Below are 25,052 nucleotides of genomic sequence, written 5' to 3'. Positions count from 1 at the left end.
GCGGGGCCGTCCGTGAGAGGACAGAACGTGTCCGTATCCGAAACGGCCGCACCCCCCGCCGATCCCCGCACTCCTCCTGCCGGCCCCGGTGTGGCCGATCCAGGCGCACTGGGTCTGGCCGGCTTCGCCATGACCACCTTCGTGCTCAGCGTCTTCAACGCCGGGCTGCTCAACGAGTCGCTGGAGAACGTCGTCCTCCCCCTGGCGCTCTTCTACGGAGGACTGGCCCAGCTCCTCGCCGGGATGTGGGAGTTCCGGCGCAGCAACGCCTTCGCCGCCACCGCGTTCTCGTCCTTCGGCGCCTTCTGGCTGGCCTTCGCCTTCTACATCTCCCAGGTCGCCCCGCACCTCGACCCGGCACACGCCAACCAGGCGACGGGCCTGTTCCTGCTGGCGTGGACGATCTTCACCGCCTACATGATCATAGCCGCGCTGCGCACCACCGGCGCGGTGCTCGCCGTCTTCGTCGCCCTGACCATCACCTTCCTGGTCCTCACCATCGGCGCCTTCGCGGAGTCGACCGGCATGGACAAGCTGGGCGGCTGGCTCGGCCTGGTCACCGCGGTGGTCGCCTGGTACGCCTCGTGCGCCACGGTCACCAACGCCACCTGGAAGCGGGACGTCCTGCCGGTCTGGCCGCTGAGCTGACCGGCCGCTGAACGACGCAGGCGGAGTCCGCGCCACACGGGAGGCACGGGACCGCTGAGCCCGGTGCCCCGCCCTTGGGCGGGGCACCGGGCGTGCGTGCGGGACCGGACCGCGGCTCCCCCGGTCCGCACCCGGCACGCACCCGGAACGCACCAAGGAGATCCGCAGCTCACCTGGGAGTACGCATGAGCGACGAAACCCTCTCCAACCTGCTCAGGGAGAACCGGCGCTTCGAGCCGCCCGCGGAACTCGCCGCCCGGGCCAACGCCGACGCCGAGACGGTCCGGGCGGCCAGAGAAGACCGGCTGGCCTTCTGGGCGGCCCAGGCGAAGCGCCTAGCCTGGGCCGCTCCGTGGACCGAGGTGCTCGACTTCAGCGCCGCCCCGTTCGCCCGCTGGTTCGTCGGCGGGCGGCTCAACGTCGCGTACAACTGCGTGGACCGGCACGTCGCCGCCGGGCACGGGGACCGGACCGCGTTCCACTGGGAGGGCGAGCCGGGCGACCGGCGCACCATCAGCTACGCGGAGCTCAAGGACGAGGTCTGCCGGGCGGCCAACATGCTCGAATCGCTCGGGGTCCACGAGGGCGACCGGGTCGCCATCTACATGCCGATGATCCCCGAGACCGTCGTCGCCATGCTCGCCTGCGCCCGCATCGGCGCCCCGCACACGGTGGTCTTCGGCGGCTTCTCCGCCGACGCGCTGCGCGGCCGGATCCTCGACTGCGACGCGCACGTCGTCATCACCGCGGACGGCGGCTACCGCAAGGGCGCTCCCGCGGCGCTGAAGCCGGCCGTCGACGAGGCCGTCGCCGCCTGCCCCGACGTGCGCAACGTCGTCGTGGTGCGCAGGACCGGACAGGACGTCGCCTTCACCGAGGGCCGCGACCTGTGGTGGCACGACCTCATGGCCACCCGGTCCGACCAGCACGAGCCGCGCGCGTTCGACGCCGAGCACCCGCTGTACATCATGTACACCTCCGGGACGACCGCGAAGCCCAAGGGCATCCTGCACACCAGCGGCGGCTACCTCACCCAGGCGGCCTGGTCGCACTGGGCGGTCTTCGACCTCAAGCCGGAGACCGACGTCTTCTGGACGGCGGCCGACATCGGCTGGGTCACCGGCCACTCGTACATCGTCTACGGGCCACTGGCCAACGGCGCCACGTCCGTGATGTACGAGGGCACCCCCGACACCCCGCACCAGGGACGCTGGTGGGAGATCATCCAGCGGTACGGGGTGACGCTGCTCTACTGCGCCCCGACCGCGATCCGCACGTTCATGAAGTGGGGGGACGAGATCCCCGCCCGGTACGACCTGTCCTCGCTGCGGATCATGGGCTCGGTGGGCGAGCCGATCAACCCCGAGGCGTGGATGTGGTACCGGCGGAACATCGGCGGCGACCGGACACCGGTGGTGGACACCTGGTGGCAGACGGAGACCGGGGCCCACATGCTCAGCCCGCTGCCCGGGGTCAGCTCCTGCAAGCCGGGCTCGGCGCTGGGCCCGCTGCCGGGCATCGGCGCGGAGGTCGTCGACGACCAGGGCAACGCGGTTCCGAACGGCTCCGGCGGCTACCTGGTGCTCACCGAGCCCTGGCCGGCGATGCTGCGCACGATCTGGGGGGACGACGACCGCTACCGCGAGACGTACTGGTCGCGGTTCCCCGGGAAGTACTTCGCCGGGGACGGCGCGAAGAAGGACGAGGACGGCGACATCTGGCTGCTCGGCCGGGTGGACGACGTGATGAACGTCTCGGGGCACCGGATCTCCACCACCGAGGTGGAGTCGGCGCTCGTCTCGCACCCGTCGGTCGCCGAGGCGGCCGTGGTGGGGGCCGCTGACCCGACGACCGGGCAGGGCATCGTCGCCTTCGTGATCCTGCGCGCGGACGGCGCGGACGGCGACGGCGACGACGGGATCGCCACCACGCTGCGGGCGCACGTCGCGCGGGAGATCGGCCCCATCGCGCGGCCCCGGCAGATCATGGTCGTCCCCGAGCTGCCGAAGACCCGTTCCGGGAAGATCATGCGACGGCTGCTGAGGGATGTGGCGGAGAACCGCGAGCTGGGGGATGTGACGACGCTGACGGACAGCTCCGTCATGGACCTCATCCGCACGGGGCTGCCCTCGGCGCCCGAGGAGTAGGTCCGGCATCCCCGGCCCCCGAGGAACGGGTCCGCGTCCAGTCCGGCGTCCTGCCGGCGCCCCTGCGAAAGGGCGCCGGCGGGACGCCGGAGCGCTCAGGTCGTCGAGGCGGCCAGGGGCCCCTCAGGGCGTTGCGCCCCCCGGAGCGATCAGGCCTCTTCCTGCCGGCCCTGCATCGCGAGCAGCTCCTCGTTGGGGATGGCTCCACCGAAGCGGCGGTCGCGGGAGGCGAACTCCAGGCACGCGCGCCACAGGTCGCGCCGGTCGAAGTCCGGCCACAGCACGTCCTGGAAGACCATCTCCGCGTAGCTGCTCTGCCAGATGAGGTAGTTCGACGTGCGCTGCTCGCCGCTGGGGCGCAGGAAGAGGTCGACGTCCGGCATGTCCGGGTAGTAGAGGTACTTCTTCAACGTGCGCTCGCTGACCTTCTCCGGGTCGAGGCGGCCCGCCGCGACGTCCCGGGCGATCGCCTGGGCGGCGTCGGCGATCTCCGCACGGCCGCCGTAGTTGACGCAGAAGTACAGCGTCATGGCGTCGTTGCCCTTGGTCTGCTCCTGGGCGACCTGGAGCTCCTGGACGACCGACTTCCACATCTTGGGCATCCGGCCGACCCAGCGGATCCGGATGCCGAGCTCGTCCATCTCGTCGCGGCGGCGGCGGATCACGTCGCGGTTGAAGTTCATCAGGAAGCGGACCTCCTCGGGGGACCGCTTCCAGTTCTCGGTGGAGAAGGCGTACAGGGAGAGGTTCTTCACGCCCATTTCGAGGCAGCCCTTGAGCACGTCGAGCACGACGCCCTCGCCGACCTTGTGGCCCTCGGTGCGCGGCAGGCCGCGCTCCTTGGCCCAGCGGCCGTTGCCGTCCATCACGACGGCCACGTGCTGGGGCACCAGCTCGCCCGGGATCTTCGGCGGCCGCGCGCCCGAGGGGTGCGGCTCGGGGGTGCGATAGGTGCGGCGGGACCGGCCGAGGATGCCGCGTCGTACTGCCATGGGGCTCTACTCTCCTGTTTCGCTTATCTTGTCCATGCTGATGGCTCCTGGTCCATGCTGATGGCTCCTACGCCTTCTCCACATAGCGTAGTGAGCGCAGGCCGCGTTCCAGATGCCAGTGCAGGTAGGCCGAGACCATCCCGCTGCCCTCCCGGACGTGCCGGGGCTCGGCGGCGTCCGCCGTGGCCCAGTCGCCGGTCAGCAGGGCGCCGAGCAGGGTGAGGGCCTCCGCCGAGGGGACGATGCTGCCGGGCACCCGGCAGTCGACGCAGACGGAGCCGCCGGCGGCGATCGAGAAGAACCGGTTGGGGCCCGCCATGCCGCACTTCGCGCAGTCGCCGAAGCTGGGGGCGTAGCCGTTGACGGCGAGGGAGCGCAGCAGGAAGGCGTCGAGGACGAGGTGGGGGGCGTGCTCGCCGCGGGCGAGGGTGCGCAGGCCGCCGACGAGCAGCAGGTACTGCTGGACCGCGGGCTCGCCCTCGTGGTCGGTGAACCGCTCGGCGGTCTCCAGCATGGCGGTACCCGCCGTGTACCGGGCGTAGTCGGTGACGATGCCGCCGCCGTACGGGGCGATGGTCTCGCTCTGCGTGCACAGCGGCAGGCCGCGGCTCACCAGGTCGCTGCCGCGGGCGAAGAACTGCACGTCGACGTGCGAGAACGGTTCCAGGCGGGCGCCGAACTTCGACTTCGTCCTGCGTACGCCGCGTGCCACGGCGCGTACGCGGCCGTGGTTCCGTGTCAGCAGCGAGATGATCCTGTCGGCCTCGCCGAGCTTCTGCGTCCGCAGCACTACGCCGTCGTCCCGGTAGAGGCTCATACGGCCATTCTCCCGTACGGGAGCCCTTGCCAGGGCCGGGGGCCGGATACGGCAGGACTTGGGGCTGCGCCCCGGTCCAGCTCTCTGCCTTTGTGCCGGCTTCCGGCTGTCTGGCTCGTCGTGGCTTGTTTGCGCAGTTCCCCGCGCCCCTTCGGGGGCGCCCCCCTTTGGGGGGCTTTAACCCCTGAGGGGGGTCGCGAAAGAAACGGCGGCGTTCGAGCGTAGGAAAGCGAAGAACGATTCATGCGACTTATATTCCGGGGCCCCGGCCGGACGGGGGCGTGATCACCAGGTATCCGTTTGCGTTATTCGCGAGCGGGAATCGCTCGCAGATGCTGTTCGTCGAACGGTGTGCCGGCAGTGGTCTCCGGTGGGTTACCGCCCCGGGCGGGGTCGCGGCAGCTCCGGAAGGCGCCCTTGTCACGGATCGGGAGCGGGCCCCGGGCGCTCGCCCCCGAATCCCCCCTCCGCGCGCCGGGGCGGCTTCCCTGCTACCGTCCGCCGTTCCTCTGAACGAAAATCATGTGAGCGTTCAGACGTGCGCAGTGGCGCACACGAGGAGCGGGGGACGATGGTGGCGGTCCGCGCGGTACCCATGCGGGTGGGAGAGACCGAAGTGCTCGTGGAGACGGTCCAGGTGACCGGCACCGAGCAGACATCGCGCGTCGACGAGGCGGTCGACGGCGTGCGGGAGGCCTTCGGCAGGGCCCAGACGGCGATCGTGGAAGTGGCCACGTCCACCGTCCGGATGATCGAGGCGTCCGGCCGGAAGGCGGCGAGGCCGGACGCGGTGGAGGTGGAGTTCGGCCTCAAGTTCTCGGCGCAGGGCAACGTCATCGTGGCCGGCGCGGCAGGCGAGGCGACCCTGCGCGTGAAACTCACCTACAAGGGCCCCGGCTCGGGCCCGCGGGGCGGGCCGGACGGCACGGAGCAGGACTCCGGCACCGGTGCCGACGGCCAGGAGCCCCGCCGGTCGCCGGCGGGACGGTGACGTCGGCCCATGCCGGACGTCCATGACCGGGGCACCCGGGTCCCCGGCTACCTCGGGCGAGTGCTGGCGCCGTCCGGGCCGCCGGCCGGGACCTGCTTCCAGACCGAGCCGGGCGTGCTCGTCACCGCCCACCACGTGCTCTCCGACATCGGAGCCGGGCACGAGGGCGCTCCGGTCCGCGTCGATCCGCTCGCGGGCGGCGAGGCCTTCGAGGGCACGGTGACGGCGGTCGACGCCGTGCACGACCTGGCGGTGATCAGAGCGGAGCGCGGCCTGCCCTCCTCGGTGACCGGCTGGGCGCGCGCGGAGATCCAGGAGCCCGGCACCGAGGTGCTGGTCACCGGCGTCCCCGAGGTCCCCGACGAGCACGACTACCGGCACCTCGACACCCGGGGCACGTACGAGGGCGGCACCCTGCGCGACGACGAGGTGCCGCTGGCCCGGATCAGGGCCGACGCGGTGTTCAGGGGCATGAGCGGGGCACCGGTCCGCCGGATGCGCGACGACCGCGTCGTGGGAGTGCTGATCGCGCGCTACAACAGCGCCGACGACTGGCTCCGGAACAGCACCTGGGCGGCCCGCAGCGAGGATCTCGCCAGGCTGCTGGCGGGGACCGCGCCGATCAGCCTGCTGCCCCCGTCGGTGCGCACGCACGCCCAGGAGCTCGCGCGCCAGGAGGGCATGCGGTACCTCACCGACGACGAGCTGCCGTTCGTGAGTCCCGACGCCGTCCACGACGCGGCGCCGGCGAATGTGCTCGCACGGCTGGAGACGGGCCCGTCACCCGGCCGGCCGGGGCACGAGGACGCCGTGCGCGGTGTCCTCCTCATCGGTGTGGCCGGGGCCGGCAAGACCCGGACCTGCTTCGAGGTGGCGAAGCTCGCCGAGCAGCGGCAGTGGCGGGTCTTCCACGTCGAGGCGGACGCCCGGCTCTCCGCCGAGGAACTCGGCGCCGTGGTCGCCGAGCAGCGGGAGCGCCGAGTCCTGCTCGTCTTCGACTACCTGGACGGCTACACCGCCCTGGACCTGGAGGGGCTCTCGGAGCGGCTGCGTGACACCAGGACCGAGGTGGCCTGCCTGGCATCCACCCGCCCCGGCTCGGTCGACGCCGCCCTCAGGCAGCACCCGGGCATCGAGCTGACGCGCATCGAACTCCAGCAGGACGAGGCGTACCAGGACCGGGTCTGCCAGGCGATCTTCGACCATGTGGCGGGCGAGGACGCGGAACTGCCGGATCGGCCGAGGCTCGCCCAGCTGTGCGGAAACCGCCCGGTGATCGCCCTGCTGATCGCCCGTGAGATCCGGGCGCGGCTCCAGGAGGGCCTGGACGTCTCGGAACTCTCCTCGCTGCGGAACATCGACCTGCTGCGCTGGCTGACCCGCCGCATCCAGGAGGACTTCGGCGGGGAGGTGGACGGGGAGGCGGGTGCGGCCGAGATGGAGACCCTGCTCCTGGCCTCCTCCGTCGCGGCGGCCGCCTGCCCCCAGGACCGGGTCGCGGTCGAGAACGTCGTGGACGCGTACCTCGACGGGCGCGGGGGCGCCACGCGCCGGCGGGACGGCCCCGGCGTGGTCGCCCGCCTGGTCAAGCTCGGCTGGCTGCTCGACTCGCGCGGCCGGCTCGACATCGTCCACGACATCGTCGCCGACCAGCTCCTGCACCGCGCTCTCATGCCCGACGGCTTCGACCTGCTCGGCGGCACGGCCAGGGAACTCCTGACGTCCTTCCTGCACAGCGCACGCACCTTCGACAGGGCCGCCGCGCACCTGCGCCGCTGGAGCGCCGACCTCGGCGACGACCGGGACCAGTTGCGCGAGACCTACCGGCGGTGGCTGAGGGGCAACGCCACCCGGCTCGGCGAACTGCTCGCCGACGACCACGAGGCCGGCCTCCAGACGCTCCTCGGCCTGCTGTCCGCCGAGCCCTGGCGGGACCCCAGCGCCGAGGCCTGGGACGCGCTCGTGGCCCCCTGGCTGCGCGGCGTGGCCGGCGGGCGACCCGAGCTCGTCCGGGTCCTGCTCGCCAGCTCCGTCCGCAACACCGCCCATGCCGTGCCGGCCAGGCTCGCCGCGGAGGCGCTGGCCTGGGCCGAGGGCAACGGCGACTGGGAGGATGCCTCCCCCGTCTTCGAGTCCCTGCTCCGGGCGAGTGGCCTGCCGGCCGAGCAGGCGCCGGCGTGCGTGGCGGCTGCTCTCGGCCGGCTGGCGGACCACGGCACGGCGCCCAGCGCGGCCGGTGTGCTGGCCGCGCTGCTGGCGAGGGACGACCTCGAATCCGGCGCGGCGGCCGAAGCCCTGGTCCAGGCGCTCGCCTGGGTCCTGGCGAACCCGCGGCTGCCGCGCACCTTCCTGGTGCTGAGCGCTCTCCTGCTCAGGGACGATCTGAGCCGCCGCCAGCGGGACCGCGTCGTCGGCGACGCCCTGTCCTGGCTGCGGTCCTTCGGCAGGCTCGCCAACCACTTCCCCGCGCTGATGCTGAGACGGCTGCTCCTCGCGCCCGGACTCACCACCCGGCTGGCCGGGCTGGTCGTGCGGTGCTCCCTCGACTGGTTGGGCCACAGCGGGGACAAGGAGGACGCCTCCCACGTTTTGGAAGCCCTTCTCAAACGCCAGGACCTGGAGCGGGAGCAGGTGGACGCGGTCGCCTCCAAGGCACTGGCCTGGGCCTCGGCCAAGGGAGCCTCCAACAGCGTCTCCTTCGTGCTCCCGCCGCTCCTCGGCCGCCACGACCTGGGAGCGGAGCAGTCCGCCGCGGCCGTCGACGCCGCGCTCGCCTGGCTCCACGGTCCCGCGACGAGGAGCCAGTCCTTCGTCCTCGCGCCCCTGCTGAACCGCACCGATCTCGACGAACGGCAGATCGCCGACGCCCTTGACCGGGCCCTCGCCTGGCTGCACGTCCACCACACCGACGAGTTCGGCCAGTTCGTCCTCACGCCCCTGCTGGACCGGCCGGCCCTCCCCCGCGACGAGCGGCATGCGGCGGTGGACATGGCGGTTGCCTGGCTGGGCCTGTGGGGCGCCGACGAGCGTGCCCGCTTCGTCCTCAAGGCGTTACTCCAGCTGCGGGGATTCCCCGGGCGGGCACACGACAGGATCCTGTATCTCGCCCTCGCCTGGCTCGAACTGCACCAGCCCACACTGCACGCGGCCTTCGTCCTCCAGGCGCTCCTCGACCGGCGCGACATCGACGAGGCGACGCGGGACGCCGCCCTGCACCACGCCATGGCCTGGCTGGAGATACACCTGCCCGCAGAGCAGGGCTCGTTCGTCCTGCAAGCACTCGTCAAACGCCGCGACCTCGATCCCGGCTCGACCCTGGACGTCGTCACCGCCGCCCTGGGCTGGCTGGAGAAGTACCTGTCCACGGAGCACGCCTCGTTCGTCCTCCAGGCGCTCGTCAAACGCCGCGACCTCGACGCCGACCCGGCCCTGCGCGTCGTCACCACCGCCCTGGAATGGCTGTCCACCCATGACACGGATCCGAACGCGCGCTTCGTGCTGGCACCGCTGCTCGCCGGCCTGGCTCCCGGAGCCGACCAGGTGCCCCGCGCCACCGATCTCGCCCATACCTGGCTCACGGCCAACGGCACGGTGATCGAGGCCGGTTTCGTCCTGGACCCGCTGCTGGCACGGCATGACCTGGACAGGGGCGCGCGGGTCCGCGGCGTGGCGCGCGCCCTCGCCTGGCTGGAGACCCACGGCCGTGCCGAGTCCGCCTGGAGGGTCCTCGCGTCCCTGACGGCCTGTTCGGAGTCCGAGGCGGATCCGAAGACGGCCGAGCGCGACCTGATACGGATCCCGGCCGCCCGAGGCCCGGGCCCCGCCCCCTCACAGGGCTCCCGGCCGGCCGTCCCGCGCCCGCCGACGATGGGGGCGGGCATCGTCAGACACGCGTCCGGATGGCTCGACAGGCACGGCGTCGACGAGCACGGCCGTCAGGTGCTGGCCGGCCTGCTCCGGCGCACCGACATCCCCCCGGCGCTGCTGCCCGAGCTCGCCTCCGCCGCGGTGGACCGGCTGGACGCCGTGGAAGGCGCCGACTACGACCTGCTCTGCGCGCTGCTGCTCCGCGACGACCTCGACCCGGAGCACCGGCGCCGCGCCCTCGACCACGCCGTCGCGTGGTCGAGGGACCACCGGACGGGCAAGGGCACCGCGAGGATCACCAGGATCCTGCTGGGGCACCCCGGTCTCGACGCCGACCGCAGGGCCGAGACCGTCGCCGGCGCTCTGGAGTGGCTCGGCGAGCACGGACCGGGCTGGCCCCTGGTGATCCCCCTGCTCGACGTGCCCGATCTCGGTGCCGGGCAGGCGGAGACGGCCGTCGACCACGCCCTGGCCGCTCTGGAGGCCGTCGACGCCCCCAACGAGCCGGCCGACCGGGTCATCCGGCGGCTCCGGACGCGGCCCGGCCTCACCGGCGAGCAGCGGGAGAGGTTCGCCGCGGTGTGCGGGCGCCTGGACGGCGCCCGCGACGCCCGCGGCACGTGAGCACCGTGGCCGGCGGGCCCGCCCGTCAGCCCCGGCGCACCGCCACCTCCCCCGTCGCCTCGGTCAGCAGGACGTGGACCGGGGTGCCGTCCGCGGTGACGCGGGTGCGGGCGTAGGTGCCCTCGGGGAGGTCCGGGAGCACGGGGCCGACGCCCGCCTCCGCGCGCACCCGGTCCATCAGCTCCCGCATCGCCGCCGGGCGCGGGCGGGTGCCCAGGTACCAGGCGGTTCCGGCGCCGTGGGAGTGCCGGGTCACCGACGGGCCGCCGGAGTCGAAGGACTCGACGGCCTCGGCGCCCTCCAGGTGGATCACCTCCGCCCAGGAGCCGTCGGCGCCCGGATCGAACTCCTCGACACGGACGCCCAGCAGCTCGCGGAACGGCGCCGGGTAACCGCCCAGGTGCACCCGGTCGTGCTCGTCGGTGATGCCCGAGAAGAACGACATCACCAGGGTGCCGCCGCCGTGCACGTACGCGGCCAGGCGAGCGGCGGCGGCCGTGCTCACCGAGTACAGGTTCGGCACCACGAGCAGCTTGTACGGGGCGAGGTCGGCGGTCACCGGGACGACGTCCGTGGCCACGGAGGCGTCGTGGAACGGCTTGTGGTGGGCGAGGGCGGTGCCCAGCATGTCGAGGTCGGCGGGGTGGGCGTCGAGTTCCAGCGCCCACCAGTTCGGCCAGTCGAGCAGCAGCGCGACCTCAGCACGGGCCGGGACGGACCCCAGCAGGTCGGCGTGGCCCGCCAGCTCCGCGCCGAGCGCGGCGACCTCCCGGTGGATCCGGGTGTCGGGGCCGCCGTGCGGCACCATCGCCGAGTGGAACTTCTCCGCGCCGCCGCGTGAGGCGCGCCACTGGAAGAACAGCACCGCGTCCGCGCCGTGCGCCACCGCCTGCCAGCTGTCCAGCCGCATCCGCCCGGACGGCTTGCGGCCGTTGCGGCGCCGCCAGTTGACGGCGCTCGGGGCCTGTTCCAGGAGCAGCCAGGGCTGGCCGCCGCGCAGGCCCCGCATCACGTCGTAGCTGAACGCCGTGCGCTGGAAGGCGGACGCATCGTGCGGGTCGGGATACGAGTCGTAGGAGACGACGTCCAGGTGCGGGGCCCAGGAGAACAGGTCCAGGGTCTTCGCGACCGGCACGAAGTTGGTGGTGACCGGCGTCCCCGGGGTGATCCGGTCCAGCACCTCACGCTCGGCGAGGTAGCAGGCCAGCAGCTCGTCCGAGCAGAACCGCTGGTAGTCGAGCTGCTGGATGGGGTTGCGGAAGGAGGGGGCGGTGCGCGGGGTGAGGATCTGCTCGAAGCCGGTGTACCGCTGCGACCAGAAGTCGGTGGACCAGGCATCGTTGAGGGCGTCGACGGTGCCGTACCGCTCGCGCAGCCAGCGGCGGAACGCCTCGGTGGAGACCGGGCAGTGGCAGTGCCGGGAGATGTGGCAGCCGAACTCGTTGCCGATGTGCCACAGGGCGAGCGCGGGATGGTCCGCGTAGTGCCGGGCCAGCTCGGCCACCAGGCGCGTGGCGTGCTCGCGGTAGACGGGGCTGGACGGGCACCAGTGCTGGCGGGATCCCGGGTACAGCGTGGTGCCGTCCTGGAGCACCGGCAGCGTCTCGGGGTGCCGCTCGGGCAGCCACGGCGGCGGCGAGGCGGTCATGGTGGCCAGGCTGACCGCGATCCCGGCGCCGGCGAGCCGGTCCATGTGGCCGTCGAGCCATCCGAAGTCGTACTCCCCCGGTACGGGTTCCGACCGCGCCCAGCCGAAGATGCCCAGGGTGACGAGGCTGACCCCGGCCTCCCGCATCAGCCGGATGTCCTCGTCGTGCACCTGCGGGCCCCACTGCTCGGGGTTGTAGTCGCCGCCGTAGCCGGGCGCACGGAGTTTGTCGTAGAAGCGCGCGAGCCGTGGCGGCACGGCAGGATGCGCGGGGAGGCGTCCGGAGGCTTCGGTCTGCTCTGGGGTGCTCATCGGGCTCCTTGCACTGAGAGCTGTTCCCGCCCCGAGGGGGCGGGGCCGTTGCGTGGTGCGGCCGCGCCGCGTGGGCGCGCCGGGTCACCACGAAACAGCCGGATCCCCACCGCCGGAAAGGGGGCGGCACCCGATCGGCCGCACGGCCCGGCGGCATTCACCCCGCGGTACCGGCCGCTCGCCCCGTCAAGGCACCGGAACCGGCGCCGGTCACTGCACTCCGCGCGTCTCCTGCACCGCACGCGCCTCGATGCCGCGGAAGTGATCGGCCATGGCCCGCTGCGCGCTGGCCACGTCCCGCTCCCGCAGCGCGGTGAGGATGTCCCGGTGCCGCTTCACGGTGACGTCGGGCGCGGGGTCCTCGGTCCACCCCCGGGCTCCGGCGACGCGGTGGAAGACGTTCCAGAACGCCCCGAGGAGCTGGGGGACGAGTTCGTTGCCGAAGGCGCGGTAGAGCAGTTCGTGGAACTCGCGGTCGAGTTCGGGGAAGGGCTGGCTCTCGCGGCTCGACGTCTCCATCCGGAGCACGATGTCCTCGAGCGCGTCCAGGTCCGCGTCGGTGAGGGAGGGGGCGATGCGACGTATCATCCCCTCCTCCAGGACCTCGCGGACCTGGAGGATCTCCACCAGAGCGTGCGCGTCGTCGCCGAGGAGCGAGAGCGTCCGGAACGTGAGCCCGTCCACGAGGGGGGTCAGGGAGGCTTGGCCGACATACGTGCCGTAGCCGTGCCGGATCTCCACTATGTCGAGGGCCTGGAGGGCCTTCAGGGCCTCCCGCACGGAATTGCGGCTGACCCCGAGGTCCTCCATCAGCTCCGCCTCGGTGGGCAGCGGAGCACCGGGCTTCAGCTTCCGGTCCAGGATGAGCTGGGTGACCTCGCGCTGGATCTGGCTGTTCACCCGCCACCTGCGGGCCGACCGCGGGCCGCGGGTCCCCTTGGAGTTCCTGGGCTCCTCAGACATGCGGTCCATCGTACGCCCGTGGGACGTCCCACGTCCCATGTCGTATCCCATCGATAATCGGCCACCGGGGAGGACCCCCGCGACCGCCCGTCACCACGACAGACGCCGAGCGGGACGCGGGTAGATCCGGAGCGTCAACCTCCGTCCCTGCGCGCCCCCTTGACCGTCCACCCGGCCCGATCTATGGTCGCGCGACAGACGTAGGACGTCCTATCTCCAAGGGCCAGTCCGGCGGGACCAGTCCGGCGGGACCTTTCACGCTTGGGGGAAACTTCCCATGGAGGCACTGTGAGCGACGCGACCTCGCAACCGGCGCTGCACCGCCGGTCCTTCCTCAAGTACACCGGTGCGATCGGCGCGGCCACCGCCATCACCACGTCCCTCTCCGCCTGCTCGTCCGGACCCGAGTCCACCAACGACACCGGCGGCGGGGGCGGGGGCGGTTCGGACTCGATCACCGCGGTCATCGGCTACGGCAACGACCAGAGCTGGGACCCGACGAAGACGGCGTCCGCGTTCACGATGGCGGCGAACCACCACATCTACGAGGGCCTGCTGGACACCGACCCGATCACGCGGCAGCCGTACGCCGCGCTCGCGACCGAGCCGCCGGCGGACCTCCAGGCCACCACGTGGCGCTTCACCCTGCGCTCGGGCGCGAAGTGGCACGACGGCCAGCCCGTCACCGCCGACGATGTGCTCTTCACCTTCGACCGGATCCTGCACCCGGGCATCGCCCTGCTGGCCACCGGGTTCATCCAGCCGTGGCTGAAGGAGGTGCGCAAGGTCGACGAGAAGACGGTGGAGCTGATCCTGAAGTTCCCCTTCCCGGAGGGCGCACCCCGGCTCACGCTCGCGAAGATCATGCCGAAGCACGTCTTCGGGAAGCCGGGCGGCTGGGAGAAGGCGGACGCCGGCACGGCCGTGGGCTCGGGCCCCTACAAGCAGACCGCGCACCACCCGAAGTCGAACACCACCTTCGCGGCGTTCGACGGCTACAACGGCCCGCGCAAGGCCAACTTCAAGACGATGAACTGGCTGTCCATCGTGGACGCCGCGCCCCGGGTCGCCAAGATCTCCGGGGCGAGCGCGGGCGCCCAGATCGCGGACAACATCCCGTACGCCAACATCGACCAGCTCAAGAAGGGCGGGCTGACCGTCGAGGGCGGCGCGGGCATGAACCACATGTTCCTGCTCTTCAACACCGCCCACAAACCGTTCGGCGACGTCCGGGTCCGCCAGGCGCTGTTCTACGCGATCGACACGGAGAAGCTGATCCAGGTGGGCCTGCGCGGGCACGGCAAGCCCGCGTCCTCGTTCCTGGACACCGGCAACCCGACGTACCGCAAGGCCAAGACCGTCTACTCGTACGACCCGGACAAGGCACGGCAGCTCCTGAAGGAGGCCGGCGTCTCGAATCTGTCCGTCGAGCTCCAGTCCAGCAACGTCAGCTGGATAGTGGACTGCCTGCCGACCATCAAGGCGTCCTGGGACGCCATCGGCGTCAAGACCACGCTGAACCCGCAGGAGACCTCCGCGGTCTTCGCGAAGCTCGACCAGAAGAAGGACTTCCAGGTCGTGGCGTCGGCGTCGAACCCGAACCAGTTCGGCATCGACGCGGACCTGATCATGCACTACAACTACGGCCCGCAGAACACCTGGATGGGGTACGCCCGCTGGGAGGGCAACTCCACCGCCAAGCATCTGTTCACCCTCATGGACCGGGCCACGCGTGAGCCCGACCCGCAGAAGAAGAAGCAGATGACGCAGGACTACATCGACATCGTCGCCGAGAACGCGGTGATATACCCCGTGGTCCACACCGAGCTGATCACGGCCTGGGACGCGAAGAAGATCACCGGAGTGCGCCCCCAGCCGTACCCCGGCATAAACCTTCTCCAGGCCAAGCCCGTCAAGGGCTGAGCTCCGCGCGGGAGCCCGGGCCGGCCACCGCCGCCCGGGCTCCGAGCTGCCCACCCGCCGCCCACCGCCGGCGTCGCGGGGAAGCGCTCACCTCCGGCGCCACCGAGGAAGGGCTCCGCCCCTTCCTCTTCTCCCGTCTCTAGGAGCCACCGTGCTAGCGATCGCCAGGATCCTGGCCCGCCGCATCGCCCTGCTCGTCCCGTTGCTGCTCGGCATCGTGCTGTTCGTCTTCATCATCATGCGGTTCTCGGACAGCGATCCGGCCTCCGCCTACTTCCAGGGGGCCAACCCGAGCCCGGCGCAACTGCACCAGTTCCGCCTGGAGAACGGCCTGCTCGATCCGTTCCCGGTGCGCTACGTGCACTTCGTGGGTGATCTGCTCCACGGCGACATGGGCATCAGCGTGCTCAACCGCGCCCCGGTCAGCGACCAGATCGCGACCGCCCTGCCGCTGACCATGCAGCTCACCCTGATGGGCCTGGTCATCGCCGTGGTGCTGTCACTCGTGCTGGGCGTCACCGCCGCCATCTACCGGGACCGGATGGCCGACCAGATCATCCGCGTGGTCTCGCTCACCGGAGTGGCCGCACCCGGTTTCTGGCTGGCGCTGCTGATGATCCAGTACCTGGCCGTGACCGCCGGGTGGTTCCCCTCCGGCGGGTACATCAACCCCGCGGACTCGTTCTCGGGCTGGCTGAAGACGATGGCGCTGCCCGCGTTCTCGCTGTCGCTGCCCATCGCCGCCCAGCTCACCCGGATCGTCCGCACGGCCGTCGTCGAGGAGCTGGACAAGGACTACGTGCGCACCGCGATCGGCAGCGGCCTGCCACCGGTCGTGGTGGTCGGCCGCAACGTCCTGCGCAACGCCCTGGTCAACCCGCTGACGGTACTGGGCCTCCAGGTCGGCTACCTGCTGGGCGGCGCCGTGGTCACCGAGACGATCTTCGCCCTGCCGGGCATGGGCAAGCTGATGATCGACGCGGTGAAGAACGGCGACCCGGCCGTGGTGCAGGGCGTGGTGCTCACCACGGCCATCGGATTCGTGGTGATCAACCTCGCCATCGACATCCTCTACCTCCTGGTCAACCCGCGTCTGAGGAGTGCCGCCTGATGACCGAGCAGGTGACTACGGCGGCCTCCCCGCCCCCCTCGCCCCAGGCACCCCGGCAGCCGCAGCTGCGCGGCGCCCTGCGGCGGCTGGCGCTGCGCCGGCTGCCCGTGCCGTCCCGGATCGCCCTCGTGGTGATCGTGCTGGTCGTGCTGATGGCGCTGCTGGCGCCGCTGATCGCCCCGCACGACCCGCTCGACCAGGCGCCCATGGTGGGCGAGGGCGGGCCCTCGGGCGGGCACTGGATGGGCCAGGACAGCCTCGGCCGGGACATCCTCAGCAGGCTGATGTACGGGGCGCGCTGGTCGCTCGCGATCGGCCTGGGCGCCACGCTGCTCGCGCTGGTCGCGGGCGCCGTGCTCGGTGCCCTCGCGGCCACCTCGCGCAAGGCCGTCGACGAGACGGTGATGCGCGTGATGGACGTCATCATGGCGTTCCCCGGCATCGCGCTGGCCGCCGTCCTCATCACCGTCTTCGGCGGCACCATCCCGATCCTGATCGGCGCGATCGGGTTCCTCTTCATGCCGCCGATCGCGCGCGTGATCCGGGCGAACGTGCTCGACCAGTACGGCGAGGACTACGTCGTCGCCGAGCGGCTGATCGGCGCCAGGACCCCGTACATCGTCATCCGGCACGTCGCGATCAACTGCGCCGCACCGATCCTGGTCTACTGCACGGTCAAGGTCGCCGAGGCCATCGTCTTCGAGGCGTCGCTGTCCTTCATCGGCGCCGGCGTCCGCCCGCCCGACCCCTCCTGGGGCAGCGTCATCTCCGACGGCAAGAACATGGTGCTCACCGGCGGCTGGTGGGCGACCGTCTTCCCGGGCCTGCTGATGCTGGTGACGGTGCTGGCGCTGAACGTCCTCTCCGAGGGCGTCTCGGACGCGTGGGCCGCACCCGCCGAGCGCCGCGGCGTCGCGGACGGCGACCTGGCCGCGCGGCCCGGCGAGACGGGGACAGGGGACACCGCGGACGCCGTGGACGCGCTGGAGGCGGCCAGGCCCGGCACGGGCAAGGTCACCGAGCTGCCCTCGCTCGACGAGGCCGCGGCCCGGCTGCGGGAGCGCGCGAGGCCGCTGCCGGGGGGCGAGCCCGTGCTGCGCGTCGAGGGCCTCGCGATCGGCTTCGAGGAGCGGCACCGCGGCGTGGACATCGTCGACGGCATCAGCTTCGAGGTGCGCCCAGGAGAGGTGCTCGGCCTGGTCGGCGAGTCCGGCTGCGGCAAGTCGCTGACCGCTCTGACGGTGATGGGCCTCGCCCCCAAGGGCGCCCGGATCGGCGGCCGGATCGTCTTCGACGGCAAGGAGCTCACCGGGATGCGGATGAGCACCCGGCGCCGGCTCCTCGGCCACGACATGGCGATGATCTACCAGGACGCGCTGTCGTCGCTGAACCCCGCGATGACCGTCCGGGCACAGCTCAAGCAGCTCATCCGCAGGGGCGGCGGGCGCAGCGCCGAGGAGCTGCTGCGGATGGTGGGGCTCGACCCCGAGCGGACGCTGCGCAGCTACCCGCACGAGCTGTCCGGCGGTCAGCGGCAGCGGGTGCTGATCGCGATGGCGCTCTCCCGCAACCCGAAGCTGATCATCGCCGACGAGCCCACCACGGCCCTCGACGTCACGGTCCAGGCGCAGATCGTCGAGCTGCTGCTGCGGCTCCGCGAGGAGCTGGGCTTCGCCCTGGTCCTGGTCTCCCACGACCTCGCGCTGGTCGCGGACGTGACGGACCGGATCGTGGTGATGTACGGCGGGCAGATCGTGGAGACCGCGGCGACCGCCTCCCTGGTGGCCGCCCCCGCCCACCACTACACGCGGGGCCTGCTGGGCTCCGTGCTGTCGCTGGAGTCGGCCGCCGAGCGGATGACGCAGATCCGCGGAGTGGTGCCGTCCCCGGCGGACTTCCCCGCGGGATGCCGGTTCGCCGACCGGTGCCCGATGGCGAGCGAGGTCTGCCGCACCACGACGCCCGCGCTGGCCGGCGGCGAGGCCGCCACGCACGCCGTGGCCTGTCACCATCCGGCGGTGCAGCTGCCGGTGTCCGTACCGCCCGCGGGCGAGGCAGCCCGCACGGCCGGGGAAGCGAGGCCCTGAAGTGACCCGGGAGAGCGAAGGCGCGGCAGCGCGCGAGGACAGCGGCACGGCTGCCGAGACGGCGTCCGGCGGTGCGGCGCGGGAGGAACCGGCGGCACCGGACGGCGGCGCGGAGAACGGAACGGAGAGCGGCGCGGAGAACGGCACGGCGGCCGACGGCGCGGGCGCGGCGGCGGACGGACGGGGCACGGAGGCCGGTGGAGGCGGCGGCGCGGAGCCGCGGCCGGACGCCGCCGGCGGACGGAGCGTCCCGAAGTCCGCGGCGAACGGGGCCGGCACCGCGCTGGTCTCCCTCGGCGACGCGAGCGTGGTGTACCGGGCGCGCACCGGCGGGCTCTTCAGGCGCGACCGCGTGTACGCGCTCACCGAGGCGGACTTCAGCGTCGCGCCGGGCGAGACCGTGGGCGTGGTGGGCGAGTCGGGCTGCGGCAAGTCGACCCTGGCGAAGGTGCTGGTGGGCGTGGAGCGCCCGACGTCGGGCACCGTCTCCCTCGGCGGCCGGGACCTGTGGACGCTGGCGGCCGGCGAGCGCCGGCGGCTGGTCGGCAGCACCATCGGCATGGTCTTCCAGGACCCGTCCACGGCGCTCAACCGCCGGCTGACGATCCGCCAGATCCTGCGCGACCCGCTGGACGTGCACCACGTGGGAACGCCCGAGCAGCGCGAGGGGCGGGTGCGGGAGCTGATGGGCCTGGTCGGGCTGCCGAAGGTGCTGGCCGAGTCGCTGCCGGGGCAGCTCTCGGGCGGGCAGCGGCAGCGGGTCGCGATCGCCCGCGCGCTCGCGCTCGAACCCGCGCTCGTCGTCGCGGACGAGCCGACCAGCGCGCTGGACGTCTCCGTGCGCGCCCAGATCCTCAACCTCCTGCTCGACCTGAAGGAGCGCCTCGGCCTCGCCCTGGTGTTCGTCTCGCACGACATCCAGACGGTACGCCGGATGAGTGACCGCGTGATCACCATGTACCTCGGACGGATCGTCGAGGAGTCGCCCGCCGGTGAGGTCACCGGGCACGCCCGGCACCCCTACACCCGGGCGCTGTTCTCGGCCACGCCCGGGCTGCTGGACCCGATCGACCCGATCCCGCTGGTCGGTCCGGTGCCCTCGGCGACACGCCCGCCGAGCGGCTGCCCGTTCCGCACCCGCTGCTGGCGGGCAGATCACTCGTGCGCGCAGGCCATGCCGGCCGCCGAGGAGGCGGGGCACGGCCACCGCTTCCGCTGCTTCCACCCCGTGGGCGCGGACGAGTCGATCCATGACCTGGTCCTCCAGGCCACAGCACCAAAGGAGTACCCATGACCCTCCCCACCCCGATGACCGGTGTCGTCCCGCCCGTATGCACTCCCCTGACGCCGGACAACGAGGTGGACACCGCCTCCCTCACCAGGCTCGTCGATCACCTGGTGGGGGCGGGCGTGGACGGACTCTTCGTCCTCGGCTCCTCGTCCGAGGCGGCCTATCTGCCCGACCGGTTCCGAAGAACGGTCGTGGAGACCGTCGTCGGACACGTGGCCGGGCAGCTCCCGGTGCTCGCCGGGGCGATCGACATGGCCACCTGGCGGGTCCTCGACCACGCCTGCGCCGCCGTCGACGCGGGTGCCGACGGCATCGTCGCGACGGCCCCCTTCTACACCCGCACCCACCCCGTCGAGATCGCCGCGCACTTCCGGGCGCTCGCCGAGCGGACCGGCGTACCGGTCTTCGCCTACGACCTGCCGGTGTCCGTGCACACCAAGCTGGCCCCGGAACTGGTGCTGGAGCTGGCCGCCGAGGGCGTCCTGGCCGGCCTCAAGGACTCCAGCGGGGACGAGGGGGCCATGCGCCGCGTCGTCGTGGGGGCCAGGAAGCGCGCCGACATCACCGGATTCAGCGTCCTGACCGGCTCCGAGGTGACGGTCGACTCGGCGCTCGCGATGGGCGCGGACGGCGTGGTGCCGGGCCTCGGCAACGTCGACCCGGAGGGGTACGTACGGCTGTACCGGTACTGCCGGGAGGGCGACTGGCAGCGGGCGCGCGCCGAGCAGGAACGGCTCTGCGCGCTCTTCGGGATGGTCCGTGTGGGCGACCCGGCCCGGATGGGCGGCAGCTCGTCCGGACTCGGCGCGTTCAAGGCGGCGCTGCATCTGCGCGGCATCATCGCCTGTCCCGCCACGGCGCAGCCGCAGGTGCCGCTGAGCGCGGACGAGGTGGAACAGGTCGGCAAGCGGCTGGCGGCGGCGGGGCTGTTGTAGGGCCCTGCCCTGTGCTTGTTGCGGGGCAGGGCCCTACCCCGCGCCCCTGAAGAACGGCGCTGCGCCCCTACAGGCCGCGCAGGCGCCGGAACTCGATCCGCTCGTACGTCCCCTGCGCCCCGGTCTCGTAGAGCAGCCCCACCGTCGCGGGATCGACCTGCACCAGGTCGGAGTACGCGGCCGGCAGCTCGGAGATCGTCACCGCGCGGGTGAACGTGGCGCCGCCGTCCGCGCTGCTGAACACGGCCATCGCGGCCCGCGAGGTGGGCACGGAGGGGCCGGAGAACAGCAGCGGCCCCTTCTTCCCCTGGGCCTGGAGCACGCTGCCCTGGACGACGGGCACGTCGTCCAGGCCGTGCTGGACGGCGTACGGCTTCACCAGGCTCCGGCCGCCGTCGGCGGAGTACGCGTCCACGCGGTTGCCGGCGGCCGTGCCGTTCTGGTCGCGGGCGTTGAAGTAGAGGCGGCCGTCCGGGAGTTCCGCGGCGCTGGACTCGTTCGCGTTGACCACGCCGTCGTAGGTGCCGTCGACGAAGCCGATCCGCCAGTGCCGGCCGCCGTCGTCGCTGTAGAGCGCGTGCGCGCCGTAGTACTTGGCCTCCTGGCCGGTGTCCGCGGAGCCGTCGGGCGGTGCGGCCGAGTAGTTGGCGGGGACCACGAGGCGGCCCTTGTGCGGGCCGTGCGCGAGCGCGATGGCGTGGCCGGGCCCGGTGGCGTACCAGCGCCAGTCGGAGTGCTTCACGTCGGCGGTGATCTCGTGCGGCGCGGAGAAGGTGCGGCCGTCGTCCGTGGACGTCTGCACGAAGACCCGGCGGCTCTGCTCGGGGGTGACCTCGCCGCGCATGATCTGCGCCTCGGTGACGGCACCGCTGTTGAAGCAGGTGAGCAGGACGACATGGCCGGTGCGCGGGTCGACGACGGGGGCGGGGTTGCCGCGGGTGTCGCCGTCGCCGGCGGCGACCACGTCGAGCGGGCCCCAGGTGCAGCCGCCGTCGAGGGAGCGCTTGCTGACCACGTCGATGTTGCCGGAGTCCCCGGCCCCGCCGACCCGTCCCTCGGCGAAGGCCAGCAGGGCGCCGTCGCGGGTGCGCACGGCGGCCGGGATGCGGAAGGTGTCGTAGCCGTCCTGTCCCGCGGAGAACGGCACCGACGAGGTGCACGGGGCGCGGCCCGCCTCACCGGCCGGAGCGGCCCGTTCGGCGGCGGAGGCTGCGGGGGTGAGGGAGGTGGCGGCGAACAAAGCGGCTCCGGCGACGGCAAGGCTGAGGGTCAGGCGGCTCTGGGCAGTCATCGCTCCCCTTGGGAAGAGTGCGGGTGGTGCCGGCCAGGACGGGGGACGTCGGACTGAACACGGGATGTCGGGCTGGACACGGATGTCGGGCTGGACATGGGACGTCGGACGTCCTTCGACGCAACCTAATGCGGTGGGAGTGGCTGGGCAATACCCGGGTGACGGGGAGTGCGGAAGCGAATACGGCGCGGGCTTGCGCGGGTTCACACCCCTGGTGGTTCACACCCCTGGGATCGGGCGGCACGGGCCCCAGGTCTCCGTCCAGGAGCCCGGAGGACACGCCCCTCCCGGACCATGCCTACGGGGGCCTCGGCCCGGGGAACGGCGGCCCAGGGGCCGGGGCGACGCCCTAGGAGCGGGCGGCCCGGGCGGCCGCCAGGAGCCGGGTCACCTCGTCCGCGCCCATCGTGAGCGCGCTGCCGACGGTCCCGAGGACCTTGCGCTCGGCCGGCGAGTAGGGCCCGTCGGCCAGCGCGATGCGCGCGCCCTGCACGAGGACGGACTCCCGGCCCGCGGGGGCGAGGTGCGGCGTCAGCGGGTCGAGCGCCTCGTGCAGCTCTATGGCGAGCCCGGTCAGCCCGCTGTCGCACTGCTCGGGCAGCCGTCCGGCGTCCGCGGCGAGCGCCTCGATGAGCGAGGTGAGCTGTTCCTCGGTGCACTGCTCGAAGCCGGCGCCGCGCACCACGCCCACCGCGGCCTCCAGCGCCGGGCGCTCGCAGGTGCCGTCGGCGGCGAGCACGGCGAGCGCGACGGTGTGCACGGCGTCCCTGAGCATCGCGGAGAAGCGGTGCGTGGTGGGGTGGTCGAGGACGTCCATGCCGAACCGGTCGTGGCAGGCGGCGCACTCGACGACGGGGCCCGTGGTGCCGCGCGGCACCAGCGGCACGCCCAGCACGGTGAACCTGCGGCGGCCGGTGCGGCGCTGGTAGTTGCGGTCACCGCCGCAGCCGGGGCAGAAGAACTCGCCGTCGGCCACGGTCGTCCACGTGGTGCGGGTTCCCAGGAGGCCCGACATTCGGGAGGTATCCGTACGGGAAGTACCTCGTCCGTTACGTCCCCATCCTGGCAGCACGTGGCACCCCTCCATAACGCCGCGGCAACAGCATCGTTGCGCCCGGTGTCGCCGCCGCCCCCGAAGAGCGGCGTACGGAAACCGAGCGGTCGCGTTGGCGTGATGTTAGCCACATTGCCGATGCGGCGTCAGTACCCCGTACATGACCTTGGCCGGGAGACGATGCGGCCCCGTGCGCTCCAAGAGCTCACGGGGCCGCGAAACGCGCCGGTCACATCCCCTATCGGGCCGCCCGGTTGACCGCGGAGACGACTGCCTTCAGCGAGGCACGTGTCGTATTCGCGTCGATCCCGATGCCCCACAGGACGGAGTCGCCGATGGCACATTCGATGTACGAGGCGGCCTGCGCGGAGGCGCCCTCGCTCATCGTGTGCTCCTGGTAGTCCAGGAGGCGTACGTCCAGGCCGATGGAGCCCAGGGCGTCGAAGAAGGCGGAGATCGGGCCGTTGCCCGAGCCGGTCAGCACGGTGTCGACGCCGTCCACCTCGGCCTCCACCGTGAGGGTGTCCACGCCGTCCTTGGTGTCGGTGGTGGTCTGCCCGGTCCTGACCTGGATGCGGCCCCAGGGGTTCTCGGGGTTGGGCAGGTACTCGTCGCGGAAGGTCGACCAGATGTCCGCCGGCGTGACCTCGCCGCCCTCGGCGTCGGTCTTGGCCTGGATGATCTTCGAGAACTCGATCTGCATCCGGCGCGGCAGGTCGAGCTTGTGCTCGTTCTTCAGCACGTAGGCGATGCCGCCCTTGCCGGACTGCGAGTTGACGCGGATCACGGCCTCGTAGGAGCGGCCCACGTCCTTGGGGTCGATCGGCAGGTACGGCACGGCCCAGGTGATGTCGTCCACGGTCCCGCCCGCGGCCTGCGCGCGCGCGTCCATCGACTCGAAGCCCTTCTTGATGGCGTCCTGGTGGGAGCCGGAGAAGGCGGTGTAGACGAGGTCGCCGGCGTACGGGTGGCGCGGGTGGACCTCCATCTGGTTGCAGTACTGCGCGGTGCGGCGGATCTCGTCTATGTCCGAGAAGTCGATCTGCGGGTCGACGCCCTGGCTGAACAGGTTCATGCCCAGGGTGACCAGGTCGACGTTGCCGGTCCGCTCGCCCTGGCCGAACAGGCAGCCCTCGATCCGGTCCGCGCCGGCCATCAGCGCCAGCTCGGCGGCCGCCACGGCGGTGCCGCGGTCGTTGTGCGGGTGGACCGACAGGCAGACGTACTCGCGGCGGGAGAGGTTGCGGGACATCCACTCGAAGCGGTCGGCGTGCGTGGAGGGCGTGGAGCGCTCGACGGTCGCGGGCAGGTTCAGGATGATCTCGCGGCCCTCACCGGGCTGCCAGACGTCCATCACGCCCTCGCAGACCTCCAGCGCGAAGTCCAGCTCGGTGTCCGTGAAGATCTCCGGCGAGTACTGGTACCCGAAGGTCGTCCGGTCGTCGAGCAGCTTGTCCGCGTACTCCATGACCAGCCGGGTGCCGTCCACCGCGATCTGCTTGACCTGGTCCTTCGAGCCGCGGAAGACCACGTCGCGCCAGACGGGCGCGGTGGCGTTGTACAGGTGCACGGTGGCGCGGCGCGCGCCCTTCAGGGACTCGACGGTCCGCTCGATCAGCTCGTCGCGCGCCTGCGTCAGCACCGAGATGGTGACGTCCTCGGGGATGGCGTCGGACTCGATGACGGAGCGCACGAAGTCGAAGTCGGTCTGGCCGGAGGACGGGAAGCCGACCTCGATCTCCTTGTAGCCCATGCGCACCAGCAGGTCGAACATCTCGCGCTTGCGGGCCGGGGACATGGGGTCGATCAGGGCCTGGTTGCCGTCGCGCAGGTCCGTGGAGAGCCAGCGGGGGGCCCTGGTGATGCGCTGGTCCGGCCAGGTCCGGTCGGGGATGTCCACCTGGTCGTACGGCTCGTACTTGTGGACCGGCATGGCGGTCGGACGCTGGAAGTGCGTCGCGCTGGTGATCGGTGTGGGCTGCGTCATGATGCGGGCTCTCCTGGATCCGCGGAAGGCGGCCGACAGTGCGCATCACCGAACTCCGCGGGGAGGGGGTCGGCCTCGACTACAGGCCCTCGCCGCGGCAGCTAAGGAGAAGCAGCCCGAAACGCATGATGCACCGCACTCTAACCGAGAGGTGCGGGATACGCGGCGGCGTATCACTATGCGGGATCGCGATGCGGGATGCGGGATCTCCAAGCGGGATCCCGCTGGATCGTTGTGGATCGCCGCGGATCGCTGTGGATCACAACGAGGGGGTCGCTGTCACGGGCTGGTGTCAATTTTCACTCCATTTCACCAATCGGGACGCCCAGTAGTGACATCACGGTCACGCAGTGCCACCGTCGTG

The 25,052-nt window shown here is 72.1% G+C and carries 16 protein-coding genes; 9 read left to right on the top strand and 7 right to left on the bottom strand.

The annotated features are described in order from the left end of the window. Window positions 1-27 precede the first annotated feature (27 nt). Window positions 28-648 (top strand): acetate uptake transporter, encoded by a 621-nt coding sequence (locus tag Sm713_RS16020; RefSeq protein ID WP_249416317.1) that lies wholly within the window; start codon window positions 28-30, stop codon window positions 646-648. A gap of 185 nt (window positions 649-833) precedes the next feature. After that, window positions 834-2,795, top strand: coding sequence for an acetate--CoA ligase (gene acs, locus Sm713_RS16015; RefSeq protein ID WP_212910287.1), 1,962 nt, complete (start codon window positions 834-836; stop codon window positions 2,793-2,795). A gap of 149 nt (window positions 2,796-2,944) precedes the next feature. On the opposite strand, the gene Sm713_RS16010 is transcribed toward acs, so the two are convergent. Next, the gene (locus Sm713_RS16010) at window positions 2,945-3,787 is read right to left on the bottom strand and encodes an isoprenyl transferase (RefSeq protein WP_212910286.1); all 843 of its coding nucleotides are present in this window, start codon (window positions 3,785-3,787) and stop codon (window positions 2,945-2,947) included. A 67-nt stretch (window positions 3,788-3,854) separates the two neighbouring features. Continuing rightward, window positions 3,855-4,604, bottom strand: a complete 750-nt coding sequence (gene recO, locus Sm713_RS16005; RefSeq protein ID WP_212910285.1) for a DNA repair protein RecO — start codon at window positions 4,602-4,604, stop codon at window positions 3,855-3,857. 538 nt (window positions 4,605-5,142) lie between these two features. On the opposite strand from recO, the gene Sm713_RS16000 reads away from it, so the two are divergent. Continuing rightward, on the top strand, window positions 5,143-5,595 hold the full coding sequence (locus Sm713_RS16000; protein ID WP_212910284.1) for a CU044_2847 family protein: 453 nt from the start codon (window positions 5,143-5,145) through the stop codon (window positions 5,593-5,595). A 9-nt stretch (window positions 5,596-5,604) separates the two neighbouring features. Continuing rightward, window positions 5,605-10,086, top strand: a complete 4,482-nt coding sequence (locus Sm713_RS15995) for a serine protease (RefSeq protein ID WP_212910283.1) — start codon at window positions 5,605-5,607, stop codon at window positions 10,084-10,086. Between the two features lie 25 nt (window positions 10,087-10,111). Here Sm713_RS15995 and Sm713_RS15990 read toward each other — a convergent pair whose 3' ends face one another. Then, entirely contained in the window at window positions 10,112-12,046 is a 1,935-nt protein-coding gene (locus Sm713_RS15990) for a beta-galactosidase (RefSeq protein WP_212910282.1), read from the bottom strand. A gap of 210 nt (window positions 12,047-12,256) precedes the next feature. Next, a complete protein-coding gene (locus tag Sm713_RS15985; RefSeq protein ID WP_212910281.1) occupies window positions 12,257-13,018 on the bottom strand; it encodes a FadR/GntR family transcriptional regulator in 762 nt (253 codons plus the stop codon). 279 nt (window positions 13,019-13,297) lie between these two features. Between Sm713_RS15985 and Sm713_RS15980 the strand changes: the two genes are divergently transcribed. The 5 genes from Sm713_RS15980 to Sm713_RS15960 all read left to right on the top strand — a co-directional run bounded on the left by Sm713_RS15980 (window position 13,298) and on the right by Sm713_RS15960 (window position 20,356). Further along, on the top strand, window positions 13,298-14,932 hold the full coding sequence (locus Sm713_RS15980; RefSeq protein WP_212910280.1) for an ABC transporter substrate-binding protein: 1,635 nt from the start codon (window positions 13,298-13,300) through the stop codon (window positions 14,930-14,932). 151 nt (window positions 14,933-15,083) lie between these two features. Continuing rightward, entirely contained in the window at window positions 15,084-16,043 is a 960-nt protein-coding gene (locus Sm713_RS15975) for an ABC transporter permease (protein WP_212910279.1), read from the top strand. Then, complete coding sequence (locus Sm713_RS15970) at window positions 16,043-18,130, top strand: dipeptide/oligopeptide/nickel ABC transporter permease/ATP-binding protein (RefSeq protein WP_212910278.1); 2,088 nt, start codon at window positions 16,043-16,045, stop codon at window positions 18,128-18,130. The genes Sm713_RS15975 and Sm713_RS15970 overlap by 1 nt, the downstream gene beginning before the upstream one ends. Before the next feature lie 283 nt (window positions 18,131-18,413). Further along, window positions 18,414-19,424 (top strand): ABC transporter ATP-binding protein, encoded by a 1,011-nt coding sequence (locus Sm713_RS15965; protein WP_212912036.1) that lies wholly within the window; start codon window positions 18,414-18,416, stop codon window positions 19,422-19,424. Next, window positions 19,421-20,356, top strand: coding sequence for a dihydrodipicolinate synthase family protein (locus tag Sm713_RS15960; RefSeq protein WP_212910277.1), 936 nt, complete (start codon window positions 19,421-19,423; stop codon window positions 20,354-20,356). Before Sm713_RS15965 ends, Sm713_RS15960 begins: the two co-directional genes overlap by 4 nt. Before the next feature lie 67 nt (window positions 20,357-20,423). Here Sm713_RS15960 and Sm713_RS15955 read toward each other — a convergent pair whose 3' ends face one another. The 3 genes from Sm713_RS15955 to leuA all read right to left on the bottom strand — a co-directional run bounded on the left by Sm713_RS15955 (window position 20,424) and on the right by leuA (window position 24,688). Then, window positions 20,424-21,647 (bottom strand): exo-alpha-sialidase, encoded by a 1,224-nt coding sequence (locus tag Sm713_RS15955; RefSeq protein ID WP_212910276.1) that lies wholly within the window; start codon window positions 21,645-21,647, stop codon window positions 20,424-20,426. Between the two features lie 349 nt (window positions 21,648-21,996). Continuing rightward, a complete protein-coding gene (locus Sm713_RS15950; protein ID WP_212910275.1) occupies window positions 21,997-22,719 on the bottom strand; it encodes a TerB family tellurite resistance protein in 723 nt (240 codons plus the stop codon). Between the two features lie 220 nt (window positions 22,720-22,939). Beyond that, window positions 22,940-24,688 (bottom strand): 2-isopropylmalate synthase, encoded by a 1,749-nt coding sequence (leuA, locus tag Sm713_RS15945; RefSeq protein WP_212910274.1) that lies wholly within the window; start codon window positions 24,686-24,688, stop codon window positions 22,940-22,942. Window positions 24,689-25,052 lie beyond the last annotated feature (364 nt).

The sequence above is a fragment of the Streptomyces sp. TS71-3 genome, from assembly GCF_018327685.1.
In the GTDB taxonomy this organism is placed as follows: domain Bacteria; phylum Actinomycetota; class Actinomycetes; order Streptomycetales; family Streptomycetaceae; genus Streptomyces.
The sequence above is the reverse complement of the archived record's forward strand: the minus strand, read 5'-3'. Positions and strand labels throughout refer to the sequence as shown.